Origin of the sequence: Escherichia sp. TW14182 (genome assembly GCF_000208525.1) — a bacterium.
Taxonomy (GTDB): domain Bacteria; phylum Pseudomonadota; class Gammaproteobacteria; order Enterobacterales; family Enterobacteriaceae; genus Escherichia; species Escherichia ruysiae.
This window is the reverse complement of sequence record NZ_AEJZ01000204.1, coordinates 1-17,638: the sequence shown is the minus strand read 5'-3', so window position 1 is coordinate 17,638 and position 17,638 is coordinate 1. Positions and strand designations below refer to the sequence as shown.

The following is a 17,638-nucleotide window of genomic DNA, read 5'->3' as shown; positions in this document are numbered from 1 at the left end:
TGCGCTATCTCAAATTGAGCCAGGAACGCATAACTTAGACTTCCAAAGTTGAATTATTTTCCTGGCTTATATTTGTGAAGCATAACGGTGGAGTTAGTGATGCTGAAGCGTTTCTTTATAACAGGTACAGACACTTCTGTGGGGAAAACAGTGGTTTCCCGCGCATTGCTACAAGCGTTAGCCTCCCAGGGAAAAACGGTTGCGGGGTATAAACCCGTGGCGAAGGGGAGCAAAGAGACACCTGATGGGCTACGTAATAAAGATGCCCTGGTGTTGCAGAGTGTTTCATCAATTGAACTGCCTTATGAAGCAGTCAATCCCATAGCGTTAAGCGAAGAAGAAAGCAGTGTGGCGCACAGTTGCCCGATCAATTACACCCTTATTTCAAATGGCCTGGCTAATCTGACTGATAAAGTCGACCATGTGGTTGTTGAAGGTACTGGTGGCTGGCGTAGCCTGATGAATGACCTGCGTCCGCTCTCTGAATGGGTGGTTCAGGAGCAGCTACCCGTGTTGATGGTGGTAGGTATTCAGGAAGGTTGTATTAACCATGCGCTTCTGACCGCACAGGCGATTGCCAACGACGGACTGCCGCTGATTGGCTGGGTGGCTAACCGTATCAACCCAGGGTTAGCACATTACGCTGAAATCATTGATGTATTGGGTAAAAAACTCCCGGCACCGCTTATTGGTGAGCTTCCTTATCTGCCTCGCGCAGAACAGCGTGAACTGGGGCAATATATCCGCTTATCCATGCTGCGTAGTGTGCTGGCGGTAGATAGAGTCACGATGTAACGTCCGCGACATTACTGACGCAATCACACAAGCAATCAATAAACCGGGGAGTAGCTGATACTCCCCGGTCATTTCACATATCATCAGTGTCGACATAATGGGCGCATGTGTAGTCGCAGCCAGTAGTGTTGCCATCCCGGTTAGCCCAAGTAAAAGCGTAATTCCTTCACTGTCAGTAAACCATAACCCCAGGCTCCGGGCATACAACATGCCAATTGCCAGTCCGATAAATAAGGTCGGCGTAAACACGCCCCCAGGCGCGCCGGAACCACTGCTGGCCAGCACGGCAACTAGCTTGCAGAGGAAGATCACGGCAATGCCCATAAACAGTGGCGGGGCTGTTAAAAAGGATTGCACCGTACTATAGCCGTTGCCCCACACGGCAGGAGTGAGCAGGGAAAGCAGACCCACGATTAACCCTCCCAATGCCAGTTGCCAGGGCGGTGCAAGTTTTAGATTAATAAAACCCTGATGACTGGCGTTCATTAGCTTTAAAAACAATGGACCGCACAAACCCATCAGCACGCCTGTACTGATAATCAGTGCATAGTCACGAGCCTGAATCATCATGGAGAGTTGCACGCTGTAGAGCAAAGCATTGCTGTGATTAAGAAGATTGCTAATAAGCAATGCCACTACGGCAGAGATTACTACTGGTGCAAGGGAGGCCAGCATCATGGTGCCAAACAATACTTCGGCAATAAATAAACTCCCGGCAAGTGGGGCGCGATAGGCTGCTGCCATCCCCGCAGCCGCGCCACAGGCAATCCACAATTTCCACTCTTCGCGTGGGGTAAAACGTTGGGCAAACCAGGATGCAGCAAGTGCCGCCAACAGGATCATCGCACCTTCACGACCAATGGCGCTGCCGCTGGTCACCACCAGCAAAGAAGCGAAGGATTTAATCAGACTGGTGGCGTAATCAAACTGCCCATCGGTTTGTAACGCCTCCATATAATCGGTAGGCGCATGGGGGCGTTGTTGAGTGAGTTTCTGCCAACCCATCAGCAACAAACCAGCCGCCAGTCCGCCGAGCGCCGGCGTTAGCAGCCGACGCCACGGAGAAAGGTTCGTTGCTGCATTGACCAGACTGCCGGAGTCATTATTGAGGAACAGCCACTCCAGTAGCAGCATCGCATGACGAAACCCTGCAACGGCAAAGGCCGCCAGAATGCCTACGACCATTGCGATAAGCAGGCGGCGGAACATGGTGCGCAGATCCGGGTAGACATGTAGATGTTGCATGAGCAGAAACGGCAAATTAAACACGGGTCTCTATTTTGCGGGAAAAGAAGCCTGGCGCAAAAGCTGTGCGTGCTTTATGTGGTATTAAGCGTGACGTTGTCACTTACCGGAGCCGAAAGGCGTGCAGTTTACGCCCTTCGGTCTTACTCAGGATTATTCAGCGAAAAAGGGGTTTTACCGCGACAGGAATCAGCAACTGTGACTGCCATTGTGTCAGCGTTAAACGAGCCAGCTCACCGAGCGTGCGATAAAAAGGGTGTTCCGCCTTCTCGATAAACACCTCAAGAAAGCGTGTTGACCACGGTAAAAGATGCCAGGCCAACAACTCTTCGCACTCGGTCTGACGACCGTTCTCTGCCAGCCATGCTGCCATCAACAGCAGCGAACCAAAATGATCTTCCGGTTCGTTTTGTTTCATTTCAAACTGAATGCCTTTTTCGCGCATCCATTGACGAAGCGCCAAAGTAGAATCGCCAAACAGCACCGATTCGCGATCCAGCCAGACAGATCCCCACGGAGGAGAGGGTAGCGCCCACGGCCCGACAAATAATCGTTGCCAGGCCTGAGTACGCGACTCTTCACATTCTTCCTTAAAAGCCGTTGCCAGCGGCGCTAATGACGTTTGTGATAAAGGCCACTGGGTGACCCAATCGTCACTGGTTAGCGCAGAAACCAGTGGAGAGGCTTCTTTACTCTCAGGAGCGTAATAAAACAGCGCGCCCAGCACGCGCGCCGCGACAGAAAAATTATCTTGTTGTGAGAAATGCGTCATTCCTATCATCCTGAAACGTGCGGTTTATCCCGCACCAATTTGTTAACCTGCGATGGTCATTCCGGGCATTATGTGCAGGCCATAAACGAGCGCACGCCCGATCATCTCACCGCAGGTGTCCCAGCTAGCGGACACTGCCTGCGCATAACAATACCACACGGCAGGCCTGATATGATGCGTAAGCATCGTATCAGGCAGTCACAGGTTTATTAATGCGATTCAGCAGGCTCATTATCATGGGTTGGCTGGGTGTGGGCAGAAACATTACCGCTGGTGGTGCGGGTGTAGAGAATTTTATGCGTGTCGTTAGCGCAATGCCCGACGACCTGTGAATCAGGCTGGTCGACCTGATCATTCGGCACAATACTTAAAGTGAAGCCACTTTCGGGTACGCCGTTATTGATAATACGCTGTGAAATATCACTTTTTATGCGCTCACATGAATCCGACGCGGCGAGCACTGTGGATGATGAGGTCAGGGTGAACAGAAGTGCGGCACTGCAGGCTATGATTTTCATCATTGGCTCCTTACATGAATATTACTAAATAAGCATAGCATTTCACGTGTAAATTACTGTATTTACTACTATGATTGAGAATCATCTCTACTGTCTGGTGATTGATGTGAATTACAAATTACTGCCATGTTTGCTTGCGATAATACTCACAGGATGTGACCGTACAGAGGTAACTCTTTCATTAACGCCAGAAATGGCCAGTTTCTCTAATGAATTTGATTTTGACCCGCTGCGTGGGCCGGTTAAAGATTTCACTCAGACGTTAATGAATGAGCAAGGGGAAGTCACGAAACGTGTTTCGGGGAATTTATCGGAAGAGGGCTGTTTTGATTCCCTCGAATTACTGGATCTGGAAAATAATACCGTGATTACCCTGGTGTTGGATGCAAATTATTATCGGGATGCACAGACGCTGGAGAAAAGAGTACGTCTACAGGGAAAATGCCAGTTAGCAGAATTACCTTCTGCCGGTGTAAGTTGGGAAACTGATGATAATGGTTTCGTGGTTAAGGCCAGCAGCAAACAGATGCAGATGGAATATCACTATGATGATCAGGGTTATCCGCTGGGGAAAACGACGAAAAGTAACGACAAAACGTTATCTGTCAGCGCCACACCATCAACGGACCCGATCAAAAAACTGGATTATACGGCAATTACTTTACTGAATAATCAACAGGTTGGTAATGTCAGACAGACTTGTGAATATGACAGCCACGCGAATCCAGTGGACTGCCAATTAATCATTGTGGATGAGGGAGTAAAACCCGCCGTCGAACGGGTTTACACCATCAAAAATACCATTGATTATTATTAATACTATTGCGCGGTCGGTTTTAGTAGAGTTTGCCCTTGCGTTTTATGTTCCGCCAGATACTGATGCTGGAATATGCACATGCGAATGGCATTACGATATTGACCGTTAATAAAGAATTCATGCATCAGTTCACCTTCGACCGTAAAACCGAGCTTACGATATATATGAATCGCTTTCTCATTCTCTTTATCAACAATCAGATAAAGCTTATAAAGATTAAGAACAGTGAAACCATAATCCATCGCTAATTTCGCGGCGCGGGTTGCCAGACCTTTACCTTGGTATTCCGGGGAGATGATTATCTGAAATTCTGCGCGGCGATGGACGTGGTTAATTTCTACCAGTTCCACCAGACCTGCCTTTTCGCCATCACATTCCACGACGAAACGACGTTCACTCTGATCGTGAATATGTTTATCGTACAGATCAGAGAGTTCAACGAAGGCTTCGTAGGGCTCCTCAAACCAGTAACGCATCACGCTGGCGTTATTGTCGAGTTGATGCACATAGCGTAAATCTTCACGCTCCAGCGGACGTAGCTTAACACTGTGGGCGCTAGTCATAACGTGTCCTTACATTCCTTATATCAATAACAGGTTAGGGGATGATTACGCGACCAGTACGACGATCCAGGCAGCGTAAAGTATTCGGCTCCCAGTAGGCATTAATGTTGGCACTCTGCTCGCATTTATCGCGGTTATCAAATGCGGCGTCGGCTTTATCCCATTCTTTCTCGGTGCGTTTGTTGATTTTTTGACGCAGATTACGCGTGTCATTCCATTGCTCTTTTTCCATTGCTGCCTGCTGGCGACTCTGTGCGCTGTCGCCAGATTCAATCACCAGTTTGTTGGTTTCTGCATGGGTAGTTGCGCTAAATGCCAGTGCGCAAGGCAGCAGAAAAGCGAGCAGGCTGAGTTTTTTGCAGAGAGTGATATTCATGATCTATTCCTTACATGAATGATTAAGGGCGATTTTACACGATCCACTGTGAACGCGAAACGTACCAGAGGATGTCTATGTTGATGATATTATGTCGTCCTATAAATATACATGATGTCAATGAGTGACAAAGATGATTAAAACAACGTTACTGTTTTTTGCTACCGCTTTGTGTGAAATCATTGGTTGTTTTTTGCCCTGGCTGTGGCTGAAACGGAATGCCAGTGTCTGGTTGTTGGTTCCGGCGGGAATTTCCCTGGCGCTTTTCGTCTGGCTGTTAACGTTGCATCCAGCAGCAAGTGGGCGAGTTTATGCAGCATATGGCGGTGTTTATGTCTGTACGGCGCTCCTGTGGCTGCGGGTTGTGGATGGAGTGAAGCTCAGTCTCTACGACTGGACGGGAGCGATAATTGCACTTTTCGGCATGTTGATTATTGTTGCTGGCTGGGGACGCGCCTGACTTATCTGATATAACTCATGTTTTGTTATCAATAATATACGCACTAGTCGATCCCCGAAAAAACAATAAAGTTTGACTGTTTTTAGAACTATTCACGGCGCAAATATGCGCCTTTTTTTGTGATCGTTCTGGCTTTTCTTGATCTTAATACTTGTATGGTAGTAGCTCAGTTGCGTAGATTTCATGCATCACGACAAGCGATGCAAGGAATAGAACATGAAGATCGTAGGGGCTGAAGTTTTTGTTACCTGTCCGGGACGTAATTTCGTCACCTTAAAAATCACCACCGAGGACGGTATTACCGGTCTTGGTGATGCCACTCTGAACGGGCGCGAACTTTCCGTTGCGTCCTATTTGCAGGATCATATCTGTCCGCAACTTATAGGCCGCGATGCCCATCGTATCGAAGATATCTGGCAGTTTTTCTATAAAGGCGCTTACTGGCGTCGCGGCCCTGTCACCATGTCGGCTATTTCCGCTGTTGATATGGCGCTGTGGGACATTAAAGCCAAAGCCGCAAACATGCCGCTTTACCAACTGTTAGGTGGGGCTTCCCGTGAAGGCGTAATGGTCTATTGTCATACCACCGGTCACAGTATTGATGAAGCACTGGATGATTACGCTCGCCATCAAGAACTGGGATTCAAAGCTATCCGCGTGCAGTGCGGTATTCCCGGTATGAAAACGACTTACGGTATGTCCAAAGGAAAAGGGCTGGCTTATGAACCTGCGACCAAAGGGCAGTGGCCAGAAGAGCAGTTGTGGTCAACGGAAAAATATCTCGACTTTATGCCAAAACTGTTCGACGCAGTGCGCAATAAGTTTGGCTTTAATGAGCATGTACTGCATGACATGCACCATCGTTTAACACCCATTGAGGCGGCACGTTTTGGCAAAAGTATTGAAGATTATCGCCTGTTCTGGATGGAAGATCCGACACCCGCAGAAAACCAGGAGTGCTTCCGCCTCATTCGCCAACATACCGTAACGCCAATTGCGGTGGGGGAAGTCTTTAACAGCATCTGGGACTGCAAACAGCTGATTGAAGAACAACTCATCGACTATATCCGTACAACGCTGACCCACGCTGGCGGCATCACAGGTATGCGCAGAATTGCCGATTTTGCTTCGCTTTACCAGGTACGTACTGGCTCACATGGTCCTTCCGATTTGTCGCCAGTCTGCATGGCTGCGGCGTTGCACTTTGACCTGTGGGTGCCGAATTTCGGCGTCCAGGAGTATATGGGCTATTCAGAACAAATGCTTGAAGTCTTCCCGCACAACTGGAGCTTCGATAACGGCTATATGCATCCTGGTGATAAGCCAGGCATTGGCATCGAATTCGATGAAAAGCTGGCGGCAAAATATCCCTACGAACCTGCCTATCTACCAGTCGCACGTCTGGAAGATGGCACGCTATGGAACTGGTAAGGAGTCATACAATAATGAAAAGTATTTTAATTGAAAAACCGAATCAACTGGCGATTATCGAACGTGAAATTCCGACCCCGGCAGTGGGTGAAGTACGAGTAAAAGTGAAACTCGCAGGAATTTGTGGATCGGATAGTCACATTTATCGCGGTCATAATCCGTTTGCGAAATATCCGCGCGTCATTGGTCACGAATTTTTTGGTGTGATTGATGCCGTAGGTGAAGGTGTGGATAACGCCAGAGTTGGCGAACGTGTTGCGGTAGATCCCGTAGTCAGCTGCGGACATTGTTATCCATGCTCAATGGGTAAACCCAACGTTTGCACAACTTTAGCTGTATTAGGTGTTCACGCTGATGGCGGTTTTAGCGAATATGCAGTCGTTCCGGCGAAGAATGCGTGGAAAATTCCCGATGGGGTGGCTGATCAGTTCGCTGTAATGATCGAACCTTTTACCATTGCGGCGAACGTTACTGGACACGGTCAGCCGACTGAAGATGACACCGTGCTGGTTTATGGTGCCGGCCCGATTGGTCTGACTATCGTTCAGGTATTGAAAGGTGTTTATAACGTTAAAAATGTGATTGTCGCCGATCGTATTGATGAACGACTGGATAAAGCGAAAGAGAGCGGGGCAGACTGGGCGATTAATAACAGCCAGACATCGCTTGGCGAAATATTCGCTGAAAAGGGCATCAAACCAACATTAATTATTGATGCTGCTTGCCATCCTTCCATTTTGAAAGAAGCGGTTATGCTGGCTTCTCCGGCGGCACGAATTGTGTTAATGGGCTTCTCCAGTGAACCGTCTGAAGTCATTCAGCAGGGAATTACCGGCAAGGAACTCTCTATTTTTTCTTCCCGGTTAAATGCCAATAAATTCCCGGTAGTTATCGACTGGTTAAGCAAAGGGTTAATTAATCCTGATAAATTAATTACCCATACATTTGATTATCTGCATGTTGCTGATGCCATTTCATTATTTGAAAAGGATCAAAAGCATTGTTGCAAAGTTTTACTCACGTTTTCTGAATAATACCAATAATAGCGAATAAGCATTACGCATCTTACCTCTTATTTAGAGATAACAATTATGACAATAGATAAACATGAAAGAAGCACTAAGGATTTAGTGAAGGCAGCGGTATCAGGATGGTTAGGTACGGCACTTGAATTTATGGATTTTCAGTTATACTCGCTCGGTGCAGCGTTAGTATTCCATGAAATATTTTTTCCGGAATCGTCAACCGCAATGGCGTTAATTCTGGCAATGGGAACTTACGGTGCTGGTTATGTTGCACGTATTGTCGGAGCATTTATTTTCGGCAAAATGGGCGACAGAATAGGGCGTAAAAAAGTGCTCTTTATTACCATCACCATGATGGGGATCTGTACTACCTTAATTGGTGTGTTGCCGACCTATGCGCAGATTGGTGTTTTTGCGCCAATCTTGCTGGTGACGTTGCGTATTATTCAGGGGCTGGGGGCAGGTGCGGAAATTTCCGGTGCCGGTACGATGCTGGCGGAATATGCGCCGAAAGGTAAGCGCGGAATTATCTCCTCATTTGTGGCTATGGGTACTAACTGCGGAACCTTGAGCGCAACGGCAATCTGGGCCTTTATGTTCTTTATTCTTAGTAAAGAAGAACTGCTGGCATGGGGATGGCGTATACCGTTCCTGGCGAGCGTTGTCGTGATGGTCTTTGCTATCTGGTTGCGAATGAACCTGAAAGAAAGCCCAGTTTTTGAGAAGGTTAACGACAGCAACCAACCTACAGCAAAACCTGCACCTGTCGGTAGCATGTTCCAGAGCAAATCCTTCTGGCTGGCAACAGGTCTGCGTTTTGGACAGGCAGGAAACTCAGGTCTGATTCAAACTTTCCTTGCTGGTTATTTAGTGCAAACTTTGCTGTTTAATAAAGCAATTCCCACAGATGCATTAATGATCAGTTCTATTATCGGTTTTATGACGATTCCTTTCCTCGGTTGGTTATCCGATAAAATTGGCCGTCGTATTCCTTATATCATTATGAATACTTCAGCTATTGTCCTGGCGTGGCCAATGCTTTCTATCATTGTAGATAAAAGCTATGCACCGGGCACCATCATGGTTGCTCTCATTGTGATTCACAACTGTGCGGTGTTGGGATTATTTGCCCTGGAAAACATTACCATGGCAGAGATGTTCGGCTGTAAAAACCGCTTTACCCGAATGGCAATATCTAAAGAAATTGGTGGTCTTGTCGCTTCAGGGTTTGGTCCTATTCTGGCCGGTATTTTCTGTAACATGACAGGATCCTGGTATCCGATTGCAATAATGATTATGGCTTATTCCGTCATCGGCTTAATTTCCGCGCTGAAAATGCCAGAAGTTAAAGACCGCGATTTGAGTGCGCTGGAAGATGCTGCAGAAGATCAACCGCGCGTTGTAAGAGCTGCGCAACCTTCAACAAGTCTGTAAATCCAGAATCCCTTCTCTTAGTGAGGAGGGATTTTTATTCATATAACAAACCATTCAGCTTGCCATATTTAAATTAAAGGAAACGTCATGGGAAATAATTTGTTATCCGCAAAAGCGACACTCCCTGTTTATGATCGTAATAACCTGACGCCAAAAATTGTTCATTTAGGGTTTGGCGCATTTCATCGCGCGCATCAGGGCGTGTATGCCGATATCCTGGCTGCCCAGCATCACAGCGATTGGGGCTACTATGAAGTGAATCTGATTGGCGGCGAACAGCAAATCGTCGATCTTAAACAGCAAGATAATCTCTATACCGTTGCGGAAATGTCGGCTGATGCGTGGACCGCTCGCGTAGTTGGCGTCGTGAAAAAGGCGCTGCACGTACAAATTGATGGCTTAGAAGCCGTGCTGGCCGCGATGTGTGAACCGCAAATCGCAATTGTCTCTCTGACAATCACCGAAAAAGGGTATTTCCACTCTCCGGCGACCGGACAGTTAATGATGGATCACCCGATGGTAGCTGCCGACTTGCAAAATCCCCACCAGCCGAAAACAGCAACAGGCGTGATTGTCGAGGCGCTGGCTCGCCGTAAAGCCGCAGGATTTCCCGCGTTTACCGTTATGTCATGCGACAACATGCCAGAAAACGGTCACGTTATGCGTGACGTTGTCACTTCATACGCCAGAGCAGTGGATGTAAAACTGGCGCAATGGATAGAGGAAAACGTGACTTTCCCATCGACAATGGTGGATCGCATTGTACCCGCAGTGACGGCGGAAACGCTGGATAAAATCGAACAACTTACCAACGTGCGCGATCCGGCAGGCGTGGCGTGTGAGCCGTTCCGTCAGTGGGTGATTGAAGATAATTTTGTTGCCGGACGCCCGGAATGGGAAAAAGCAGGCGCTGAACTGGTCAGCGATGTGCTGCCTTATGAAGAGATGAAACTGCGTATGCTCAACGGCAGCCACTCCTTCCTGGCTTATCTGGGCTATCTGGCGGGATATCAGCACATTAACGACTGTATGGAAGATGAAAATTATCGTCATGCAGCACATGCCTTGATGTTGCAGGAACAGGCGCCCACGCTGAAAGTACAGGGTGTAGATTTGCAAAATTATGCCGATCGATTGATTGAACGCTACAGCAACCCGGCTTTACGCCACCGAACCTGGCAGATTGCAATGGACGGTAGTCAGAAACTGCCACAGCGGATGTTGGATTCAATTCGCTGGCATCTGGCGCATGACAGCGCGTTCGGTCTGTTGGCGCTGGGCGTCGCTGGTTGGATGCGTTATGTTGGTGGTGTTGATGAACAGGGAAATCAGATTGAGATTAGCGATCCGTTACTAGCGGTCATTCAAAAGGCTGTGCAAAGTAGTGCCGAAGGGAAAACGCGTGTGCAGTCGTTGATGGCGATTAAGGCGATATTTGGTGATAATTTGCCGAACAATAGCTTGTTTGTTGCAAAGGTGACGGAAGCGTACTTGTCTCTATTAGCGCATGGCGCGAAAGCGACCGTGGCGAAATATATCGAGAGGTAAAAACAGCAATGCCGCCATCGGCGGCATTCACACGCTTAGTTCATGCCGAGACGAATCAGGTCCAGAGGCGCGAGTTTTTCATCACAACCTTCAACAACCACGGTTTTACCGCGACGGATTTGCTCTGCGGTCAGACCTTCAGTGTCAATCGACAGGATCTTGCCAGTGTGACCGGTGCCGCTAACCATAACACGGCTGCCAGTGGTGATTGCGTTACGGTTACGATCGTAGGTCGTCATAGGTGTTTTCTCCTTTCTGATTTACAGTCGAAGCCCACGTAACGGGCGCAATATAAATACTCCTGTCGAGTGAATATTTTTTTGTTTATGATCAAGTTCACATCTTTTTTGATGCTTGCATGAACCAGAAGAAAGGGATGGGCTCTCACCCCGGATGGGATGAGAGGAAATGAATTACTCTTCGCTAAACCAGTCGCTATTTTCCTGGCGGATCAGCTGCACGGATTCACTTATTTCCTGCAAATGCAGAGTCATTGCTTTTTCTACCGCATCACCATCATGTTTTTGTAGAGCAGTAAAAATATCCATATGTTGACGTAACAACATATCAGGTGGCGATACGTGGTCAAAGCTCATATAGCGCACGCGGTCAACAGTTGCTTTCAGGTTTTCAATGGTGTCCCACGCAAGCTGACAGTCGGCAATCTGCGTCAGAATTTGATGGAAGTTATCATCCAGCTCAAAAAAATCATCCAGTTGTTTGCGTTCAATGGCAATACGTTGTTGGTGGAGATTTTGCTCAAGCTGATAGCACTGGCTATCGGTAATCATGCTCGCCGCCCGGCGGGCGACGGCACACTCAATAGCCTGACGAATAAAACTACCGTTGCGTACCTGAGTCATGGAAATTTTATTGACGTAGCTGCCACGCTGCGGGCGAATTTGAATCAGGCCGTTTTCTGCCAGTTTTATGAAGGCTTCACGAACCGGCTGGCGTGACACATTGAAACGAACAGAAACTTCTTTTTCCGACAACGGTGTGCCCGGTGGAATTAGACAATGGACAATGTCGCGGCGAAGAATACGATAAATCTGCTGATTGACAGGTTGTGTGGGATTAAGTTGCGTTTCGACGGTCATTCGTTCTTGCTTGTGAGTGGGTTAACTCAGTGAGTCTACCACTTTTTTGTGACAAGCAATAACCCGGCGGTTAAGCCGGGTATAAAAATTAATGGCGATGGACATTCAGTCCGGCATAGCTTTGGGTAACCGGCATCATTTCCAGTGTGTTGATGTTGACGTGAGCAGGGAGTGTAGCAACCCACCAGACTGCTTCGCTGACATCTTCTGGCGTCAGCGCAACGGTGTTTTGATAGGTTTTTTCCGCTTTATCGTCGTCACCTTTAAAGCGAACATTGGAAAACTCGGTGCCACCCACCAGCCCCGGTTCGATGTCGGTGACACGTACTGCCGTACCATGCAAGTCAGTGCGCAGATTCAGGCTGAACTGACGAACAAACGCTTTTGTCGCGCCATAAACGTTACCACCAGCATACGGCCAGCTACCCGCCGTTGAGCCAATGTTAATAATATGACCATGATTACGCTCGACCATGCCAGGCAGGACAGCGCGGGTCATATACACCAGGCCTTTGTTGTTGGTATCAATCATAGTTTCCCAGTCTTCAACGCTGGCTTTATGTGCAGGTTCCATACCCAGCGCCAGTCCAGCATTGTTTACCAGAATATCGATATTACGCCACTCGGCAGGAAGCGAAGTCAGCATCTCTTCAATGGCGGCGCGGTTGCGAACGTCCAGTTGGGCGATATACAAATTATCTCCCAGTTCGTCTTTTAACTCCTGCAACCGTTCCTGGCGACGGCCAGTGGCGATAACTTTATGCCCTTGTTGAATAAAACGACGTGTAATGCATTCACCAAAACCTGCCGTTGCTCCAGTTACTAAAACGATCATCTCACTGTTCCTCAACGATTTTGTGTGTCAATAACATAGCACGTGATGCTTAAGAGCGGGTAATACTGGTTTGCAAGATTGCACTCCGTTATCAGTAAGCCTACGCTATGGAACACCTCGTTTTCAGGAGTAGAAAATGTCAACGACGAATCCTTTCCTTACGCAGAGCACTCTGCCGTATATGGCTCCTCATTTTGATCAGATTGAAAATCAACACTATCGCCCGGCATTCGATGAGGGGATGCGGCAAAAGCGGATTGAGATAGAGGCGATAGCTTTAAACCCGCAGACGCCCGATTTTACTAACACTATTCTGGCTCTCGAAAAGAGCGGGGAGTTACTCACTCGCGTTACCAGCGTCTTCTTTGCCATGACCTCGGCGCATACTAATGATGAATTACAGCGTCTCGATGAACAGTTCTCGGCGGAACTGGCGGAACTGGCTAATGATATCTACCTGAATGGCGAATTATTCGCGCGGGTAGATGCTGTCTGGCAGCGGCGTGAAACGCTGGGCCTTGATAGTGAATCTGTTCGTTTGGTTGAAGTTATTCATCAGCGTTTTGTTCTTGCCGGTGCCAAACTTGAAGATGCCGATAAAGAAAAATTAAAAGTGCTGAACACAGAAGCCGCTACCCTGACCAGTCAGTTTAACCAGCGGTTATTAGCCGCGAACAAATCCGGAGGGATGGTGGTTGACGATGTTTCGCAACTGGCAGGCATGAGTGAGCAAGAAATTGCGCTGGCGGCAGAGGCGGCTCGCGAGAAAGGTCTGGAAAACAAATGGCTCATCCCATTGCTGAATACCACGCAACAACCGGCGCTTGCGGAGCTACGCGATCGCTCTACACGTGAAAAACTGTTCACTGCGGGGTGGACACGCGCGGAAAAAAACGATGGCAATGATACTCGTTCCATCATTCAACGGCTGGTGGAGATCCGCGCCCAACAGGCCAAATTACTTGGCTTCCCTCATTATGCCGCGTGGAAAATTGCCGATCAGATGGCAAAAACACCAGAAGCAGCACTCAATTTTATGCGGGAAATTGTTCCGGCGGCGCGTCAACGTGCGAGCGATGAATTAGCGTCTATACAGGCGGTTATCGATAATCAGCAGGGTGAGTTCAGTGCCCAGCCGTGGGACTGGGCATTTTATGCTGAACAGGTGCGGCGGGAGAAATTCTGTCTTGATGAAGCGCAGCTCAAACCTTATTTCGAATTAAACACAGTGTTGAATGAAGGTGTATTCTGGACTGCGAATCAGCTCTTCGGTATTAAGTTTGTCGAACGTTTTGATATTCCTGTTTACCATCCTGATGTCCGCGTATGGGAAATTTTTGATCATAATGGCGTGGGGCTGGCGTTATTTTACGGTGATTTCTTCGCCCGTGACTCAAAAAGCGGCGGCGCATGGATGGGGAATTTTGTAGAACAATCTACGCTTAATGAAACACGCCCGGTAATCTATAACGTTTGTAATTATCAGAAACCGGCGACAGACGAACCTGCATTGTTGCTGTGGGACGATGTTATTACATTATTCCATGAGTTTGGGCATACGTTGCACGGTTTGTTTGCCTGCCAGCGTTATGCCACGCTTTCTGGCACCAATACACCACGCGATTTTGTCGAATTTCCTTCGCAAATCAACGAGCATTGGGCAATGCATCCGCAGGTATTCGCGCGCTACGCCCGGCATTATCAGAGCGGGAAAGCAATGCCGGAAGAGTTACAACAAAAAATGCGTAATGCCAGCCTGTTCAATAAAGGTTATGAGATGAGCGAATTGCTTAGCGCCGCACTTCTTGATATGCGCTGGCACTGTCTGCAAGAGCATAAAGCGATGCAGGATGTGAATGATTTCGAACTGCGGGCGCTGGTGGCGGAAAATATGAATCTTCCCGCCATACCGCCACGTTATCGCAGCAGTTATTTTGCCCACATTTTTGGTGGCGGATATGCGGCGGGATATTACGCCTATTTGTGGACGCAAATGCTGGCAGACGACGGTTATCAATGGTTTGTCGAGCAGGGCGGCTTAACGCGTGAGAATGGGCAACGTTTTCGCGAGGCGATTCTTTCCAGAGGCAACAGCGAAGATTTAGAACGTTTGTATCGTCAATGGCGCGGTAAGGCACCACAGATTGCGCCGATGTTGCAACATCGCGGACTGAACGTCTAATTTTCTGTAAATATAGCTGGTCTGGCGTAAAGCCAGGCCAGAAAGTCACTCCAGTAATTTCAAAAGCTGCGCCAGTGCAAATCGAACCGCCAATGCTAATACTGTTTCGCAATCACCATCAAAATGCATAACCGCAGTATGCGTATTTCCTTTTATATTCCATGCGAACCAGACTGTGCCTGCGGGCGTACCATCCTGCCCACCTTCAGGCCCACCGTAGCCGGTAATGGCAATACTAATATCGACATCTGCGCGCTCTTTGGCGCCAGTTGCCATTTCTGCCGCTATCTTCTCGCTCACCGCCGTATATTTCTCAAGAGATTGCTGACTGACGCCAAGGATTTTCATTTTGGCTTGATCGGTAAAAGTGACAAAGCCTGCGCCGTAAAACTTTGGTGTGTCTTCAGCAGCACACAGCGCGCAAGCCAACTTACCGCCAGTGCATGATTCGGCGGTAGTTAAGCGTAATTGATCAGCGATAAGTCTTTGGCTCAACGCGGATGTCAGGTTTTCAATAGTATCGCTATCTGCAAGTTGTACAATTTTATTGCTATTAATGTTCATCGTTGTTTGTCCACGTTATTAGCTGCAAAGGTGATTTGCCTTTTTGGTATGTTCTTTCACTATAATAAAAATCAGATTTATAAATCCGATTATTCTGGAAATACATTTAAGACTTAAACACAGCTTTCATTAATCTTTTTATTGTCTTTTTTGAGTTAAATTTGCAGCAAATTTTGTTGCTAGCTGACTGATTTTAATTGTTTTATAACAATCAGTACGATTCTTATTTGTCAATTATAAAAATAGCAACCAGACTTAATAAGTCAAACCAAACGCAATTAAGGAGTTAGTATGAAATTTCAGGCCATTGTATTAGCAGGTTTTCTTGTCATGCCTTATGCGTTGGCAGATGATCAGGGAGGTTTAAAACAGGATGCTGCGCCACCACCGCCATATGCAATAGAAGACGGCTATCGCGGAACTGATGATGCAAAAAAAATGACCGTTGATTTTGCGAAAACTATGCATGATGGTGCCTCAGTTTCATTACGTGGTAATTTGATTTCCCACAAGGGTGAAGACCGTTACGTTTTTCGTGATAAGAGCGGTGAGATTAATGTTGTTATTCCTGCTGCCGTCTTTGATGGACGACAAGTTCAGCCTGACCAGATGATCAACATTAGCGGGAGTCTGGATAAGAAAAGCACTCCAGCCGTCGTTCGGGTCACACATCTGCAGAAATAGTCACAAAAATAAATGCGTCTGATGGCCCAATCAATAGGGGCATCAGGCTTTACTGTTTATGTTATTTGCCTCTGTTTTATGGTGCAAGGAAGGGATAATTTACAGAATTAAACACTTTTTTATCTGCTTATTTTGTTTTAAATCACAATGTTATCTTTAACGTCGTCTCAGATTAGGATTTCTATTAAAATATTGACGTAATTTTTCTTTTCTCTCGGTAGAATAGCGCGCACAAGGAACTGTGAAAAAGGAGTGGCAATGATCAAGAAGACAACGGAAATCGATGCCATCTTGTTAAATCTCAATAAGGCTATCGACGCCCATTACCAATGGCTGGTGAGTATGTTTCACAGCGTGGTCGCGAGAGATGCCAGTAAGCCAGAAATTACGGATAACCATTCTTATGGACTGTGCCAGTTTGGTCGCTGGATTGATCATCTGGGGCCACTCGATAACGATGAATTACCTTACGTTCGGCTAATGGATTCTGCCCATCAACATATGCATAACTGTGGTCGGGAATTAATGTTGGCTATTGTCGAAAATCGCTGGCAGGACGCTCATTTTGATGAATTTCAGGAAGGGTTACTTTCTTTTACGGCAGCATTAACAGATTACAAAATTTATTTGCTGACGATTCGTAGCAATATGGATGTTCTGACTGGATTACCTGGTCGTCGGGTTCTTGATGAATCCTTTGATCATCAATTACGTAATGCTGAACCACTGAATCTCTATTTAATGCTGCTGGATATAGACCGATTTAAATTGGTTAATGATACCTACGGGCATTTAATCGGTGATGTGGTATTACGCACCCTGGCAACTTACTTATCTACCTGGACGCGTGATTACGAAACGGTTTATCGCTATGGTGGCGAAGAATTTATCATCATTGTCAAAGCTGCTAATGATGAAGATGCATGTCGTGCCGGAGTACGTATTTGCCAGCGAGTCGATACCCATGCAATCGCATATTCTGAAGGGCATATCAACATAACCGTGACCGCAGGTGTGAGCCGCGCATTTCCTGAAGAACCGCTGGATGTGGTCATCGGAAGAGCAGACCGGGCAATGTATGAGGGTAAGCAAACTGGAAGAAATCGCTGCATGTTTATTGACGAACAAAACGTGATTACCCGAGTTTAAGCACCGTTTAACATTCATTGAGAAAAATAATGCTACTGTGTCAATGATCCGTTACCAGTGCAGAGAAAAGCCTGTTAGCGCAAAAGTAAAAACACAAATCTATCCATGCAAGCATTCACCGCCAGTTTACTGGCGGGGGG

19 protein-coding genes are annotated in these 17,638 nt (G+C 47.3%); 10 read left to right on the top strand and 9 right to left on the bottom strand.

Translation table 11 applies throughout. The features are described from left to right. Positions 1–99 precede the first annotated feature (99 nt). The gene (gene bioD, locus EQY_RS0116610; protein WP_000919217.1) at positions 100–795 is read left to right on the top strand and encodes a dethiobiotin synthase; all 696 of its coding nucleotides are present in this window, start codon (positions 100–102) and stop codon (positions 793–795) included. Here bioD and clcB read toward each other — a convergent pair. The 3 genes from clcB to EQY_RS0116595 form a co-directional block, all read right to left on the bottom strand. Continuing rightward, positions 748–2,040, bottom strand: a complete 1,293-nt coding sequence (clcB, locus tag EQY_RS0116605; RefSeq protein ID WP_071987965.1) for a voltage-gated ClC-type chloride channel ClcB — start codon at positions 2,038–2,040, stop codon at positions 748–750. The two genes, bioD and clcB, sit on opposite strands and share 48 nt — an antisense overlap. Before the next feature lie 157 nt (positions 2,041–2,197). After that, a complete protein-coding gene (gene dmsD / locus EQY_RS0116600; protein WP_000148722.1) occupies positions 2,198–2,812 on the bottom strand; it encodes a Tat proofreading chaperone DmsD in 615 nt (204 codons plus the stop codon). A gap of 209 nt (positions 2,813–3,021) precedes the next feature. Further along, positions 3,022–3,330, bottom strand: a complete 309-nt coding sequence (locus tag EQY_RS0116595) for a DUF1161 domain-containing protein (RefSeq protein WP_000690951.1) — start codon at positions 3,328–3,330, stop codon at positions 3,022–3,024. Between the two features lie 106 nt (positions 3,331–3,436). Between EQY_RS0116595 and EQY_RS0116590 the strand changes: the two genes are divergently transcribed. Then, positions 3,437–4,147, top strand: coding sequence for a YnfC family lipoprotein (locus EQY_RS0116590; RefSeq protein ID WP_077629694.1), 711 nt, complete (start codon positions 3,437–3,439; stop codon positions 4,145–4,147). 2 nt (positions 4,148–4,149) lie between these two features. Here the strand turns inward: EQY_RS0116590 and speG are convergent, their stop codons facing one another. Both speG and EQY_RS0116580 read right to left on the bottom strand, forming a co-directional pair. Continuing rightward, on the bottom strand, positions 4,150–4,710 hold the full coding sequence (gene speG / locus EQY_RS0116585; RefSeq protein ID WP_000199501.1) for a spermidine N1-acetyltransferase: 561 nt from the start codon (positions 4,708–4,710) through the stop codon (positions 4,150–4,152). Between the two features lie 34 nt (positions 4,711–4,744). Further along, positions 4,745–5,086: a DUF1283 family protein gene (locus EQY_RS0116580; RefSeq protein WP_001027858.1), complete on the bottom strand. Its 342-nt coding sequence runs from the start codon at positions 5,084–5,086 to the stop codon at positions 4,745–4,747. A 133-nt stretch (positions 5,087–5,219) separates the two neighbouring features. On the opposite strand from EQY_RS0116580, the gene EQY_RS0116575 reads away from it, so the two are divergent. The 5 genes from EQY_RS0116575 to EQY_RS0116555 all read left to right on the top strand — a co-directional run bounded on the left by EQY_RS0116575 (position 5,220) and on the right by EQY_RS0116555 (position 10,984). Continuing rightward, the gene (locus EQY_RS0116575) at positions 5,220–5,546 is read left to right on the top strand and encodes a YnfA family protein (RefSeq protein WP_010346477.1); all 327 of its coding nucleotides are present in this window, start codon (positions 5,220–5,222) and stop codon (positions 5,544–5,546) included. A gap of 216 nt (positions 5,547–5,762) precedes the next feature. Further along, on the top strand, positions 5,763–6,977 hold the full coding sequence (rspA, locus tag EQY_RS0116570; RefSeq protein ID WP_000706278.1) for a starvation-sensing protein RspA: 1,215 nt from the start codon (positions 5,763–5,765) through the stop codon (positions 6,975–6,977). Between the two features lie 14 nt (positions 6,978–6,991). Next, positions 6,992–8,011 (top strand): Zn-dependent oxidoreductase, encoded by a 1,020-nt coding sequence (locus EQY_RS0116565; protein ID WP_000836028.1) that lies wholly within the window; start codon positions 6,992–6,994, stop codon positions 8,009–8,011. A gap of 57 nt (positions 8,012–8,068) precedes the next feature. Then, on the top strand, positions 8,069–9,436 hold the full coding sequence (gene ydfJ, locus EQY_RS0116560; protein ID WP_071987963.1) for an MHS family MFS transporter YdfJ: 1,368 nt from the start codon (positions 8,069–8,071) through the stop codon (positions 9,434–9,436). An 87-nt stretch (positions 9,437–9,523) separates the two neighbouring features. Beyond that, a complete protein-coding gene (locus tag EQY_RS0116555) occupies positions 9,524–10,984 on the top strand; it encodes a mannitol dehydrogenase family protein (protein WP_000527832.1) in 1,461 nt (486 codons plus the stop codon). Positions 10,985–11,019: 35 nt separating this feature from the next. Here EQY_RS0116555 and ydfZ read toward each other — a convergent pair whose 3' ends face one another. The 3 genes from ydfZ to ydfG form a co-directional block, all read right to left on the bottom strand. Beyond that, the gene (ydfZ, locus tag EQY_RS0116550) at positions 11,020–11,223 is read right to left on the bottom strand and encodes a putative selenium delivery protein YdfZ (protein ID WP_000214710.1); all 204 of its coding nucleotides are present in this window, start codon (positions 11,221–11,223) and stop codon (positions 11,020–11,022) included. Positions 11,224–11,397: 174 nt separating this feature from the next. Next, entirely contained in the window at positions 11,398–12,084 is a 687-nt protein-coding gene (gene rspR / locus EQY_RS0116545; RefSeq protein WP_000215570.1) for a DNA-binding transcriptional regulator rspR, read from the bottom strand. 88 nt (positions 12,085–12,172) lie between these two features. Then, positions 12,173–12,919, bottom strand: coding sequence for a bifunctional NADP-dependent 3-hydroxy acid dehydrogenase/3-hydroxypropionate dehydrogenase YdfG (ydfG, locus tag EQY_RS0116540; RefSeq protein WP_010346482.1), 747 nt, complete (start codon positions 12,917–12,919; stop codon positions 12,173–12,175). A 136-nt stretch (positions 12,920–13,055) separates the two neighbouring features. Here ydfG and dcp point away from each other — a divergent pair, with 136 nt between their 5' ends. After that, positions 13,056–15,101, top strand: coding sequence for a peptidyl-dipeptidase Dcp (gene dcp, locus EQY_RS0116535; protein ID WP_000108371.1), 2,046 nt, complete (start codon positions 13,056–13,058; stop codon positions 15,099–15,101). Between the two features lie 45 nt (positions 15,102–15,146). Here the strand turns inward: dcp and EQY_RS0116530 are convergent, their stop codons facing one another. Next, entirely contained in the window at positions 15,147–15,665 is a 519-nt protein-coding gene (locus EQY_RS0116530) for a 2-oxo-tetronate isomerase (RefSeq protein ID WP_001024824.1), read from the bottom strand. Between the two features lie 291 nt (positions 15,666–15,956). Here EQY_RS0116530 and ydeI point away from each other — a divergent pair, with 291 nt between their 5' ends. Both ydeI and dgcZ read left to right on the top strand, forming a co-directional pair. Next, entirely contained in the window at positions 15,957–16,349 is a 393-nt protein-coding gene (gene ydeI / locus EQY_RS0116525) for a YdeI family stress tolerance OB fold protein (RefSeq protein ID WP_000671721.1), read from the top strand. Between the two features lie 258 nt (positions 16,350–16,607). Then, positions 16,608–17,498: a diguanylate cyclase DgcZ gene (gene dgcZ / locus EQY_RS0116520; RefSeq protein ID WP_000592847.1), complete on the top strand. Its 891-nt coding sequence runs from the start codon at positions 16,608–16,610 to the stop codon at positions 17,496–17,498. The last annotated feature ends 140 nt before the right edge of the window (positions 17,499–17,638 follow it).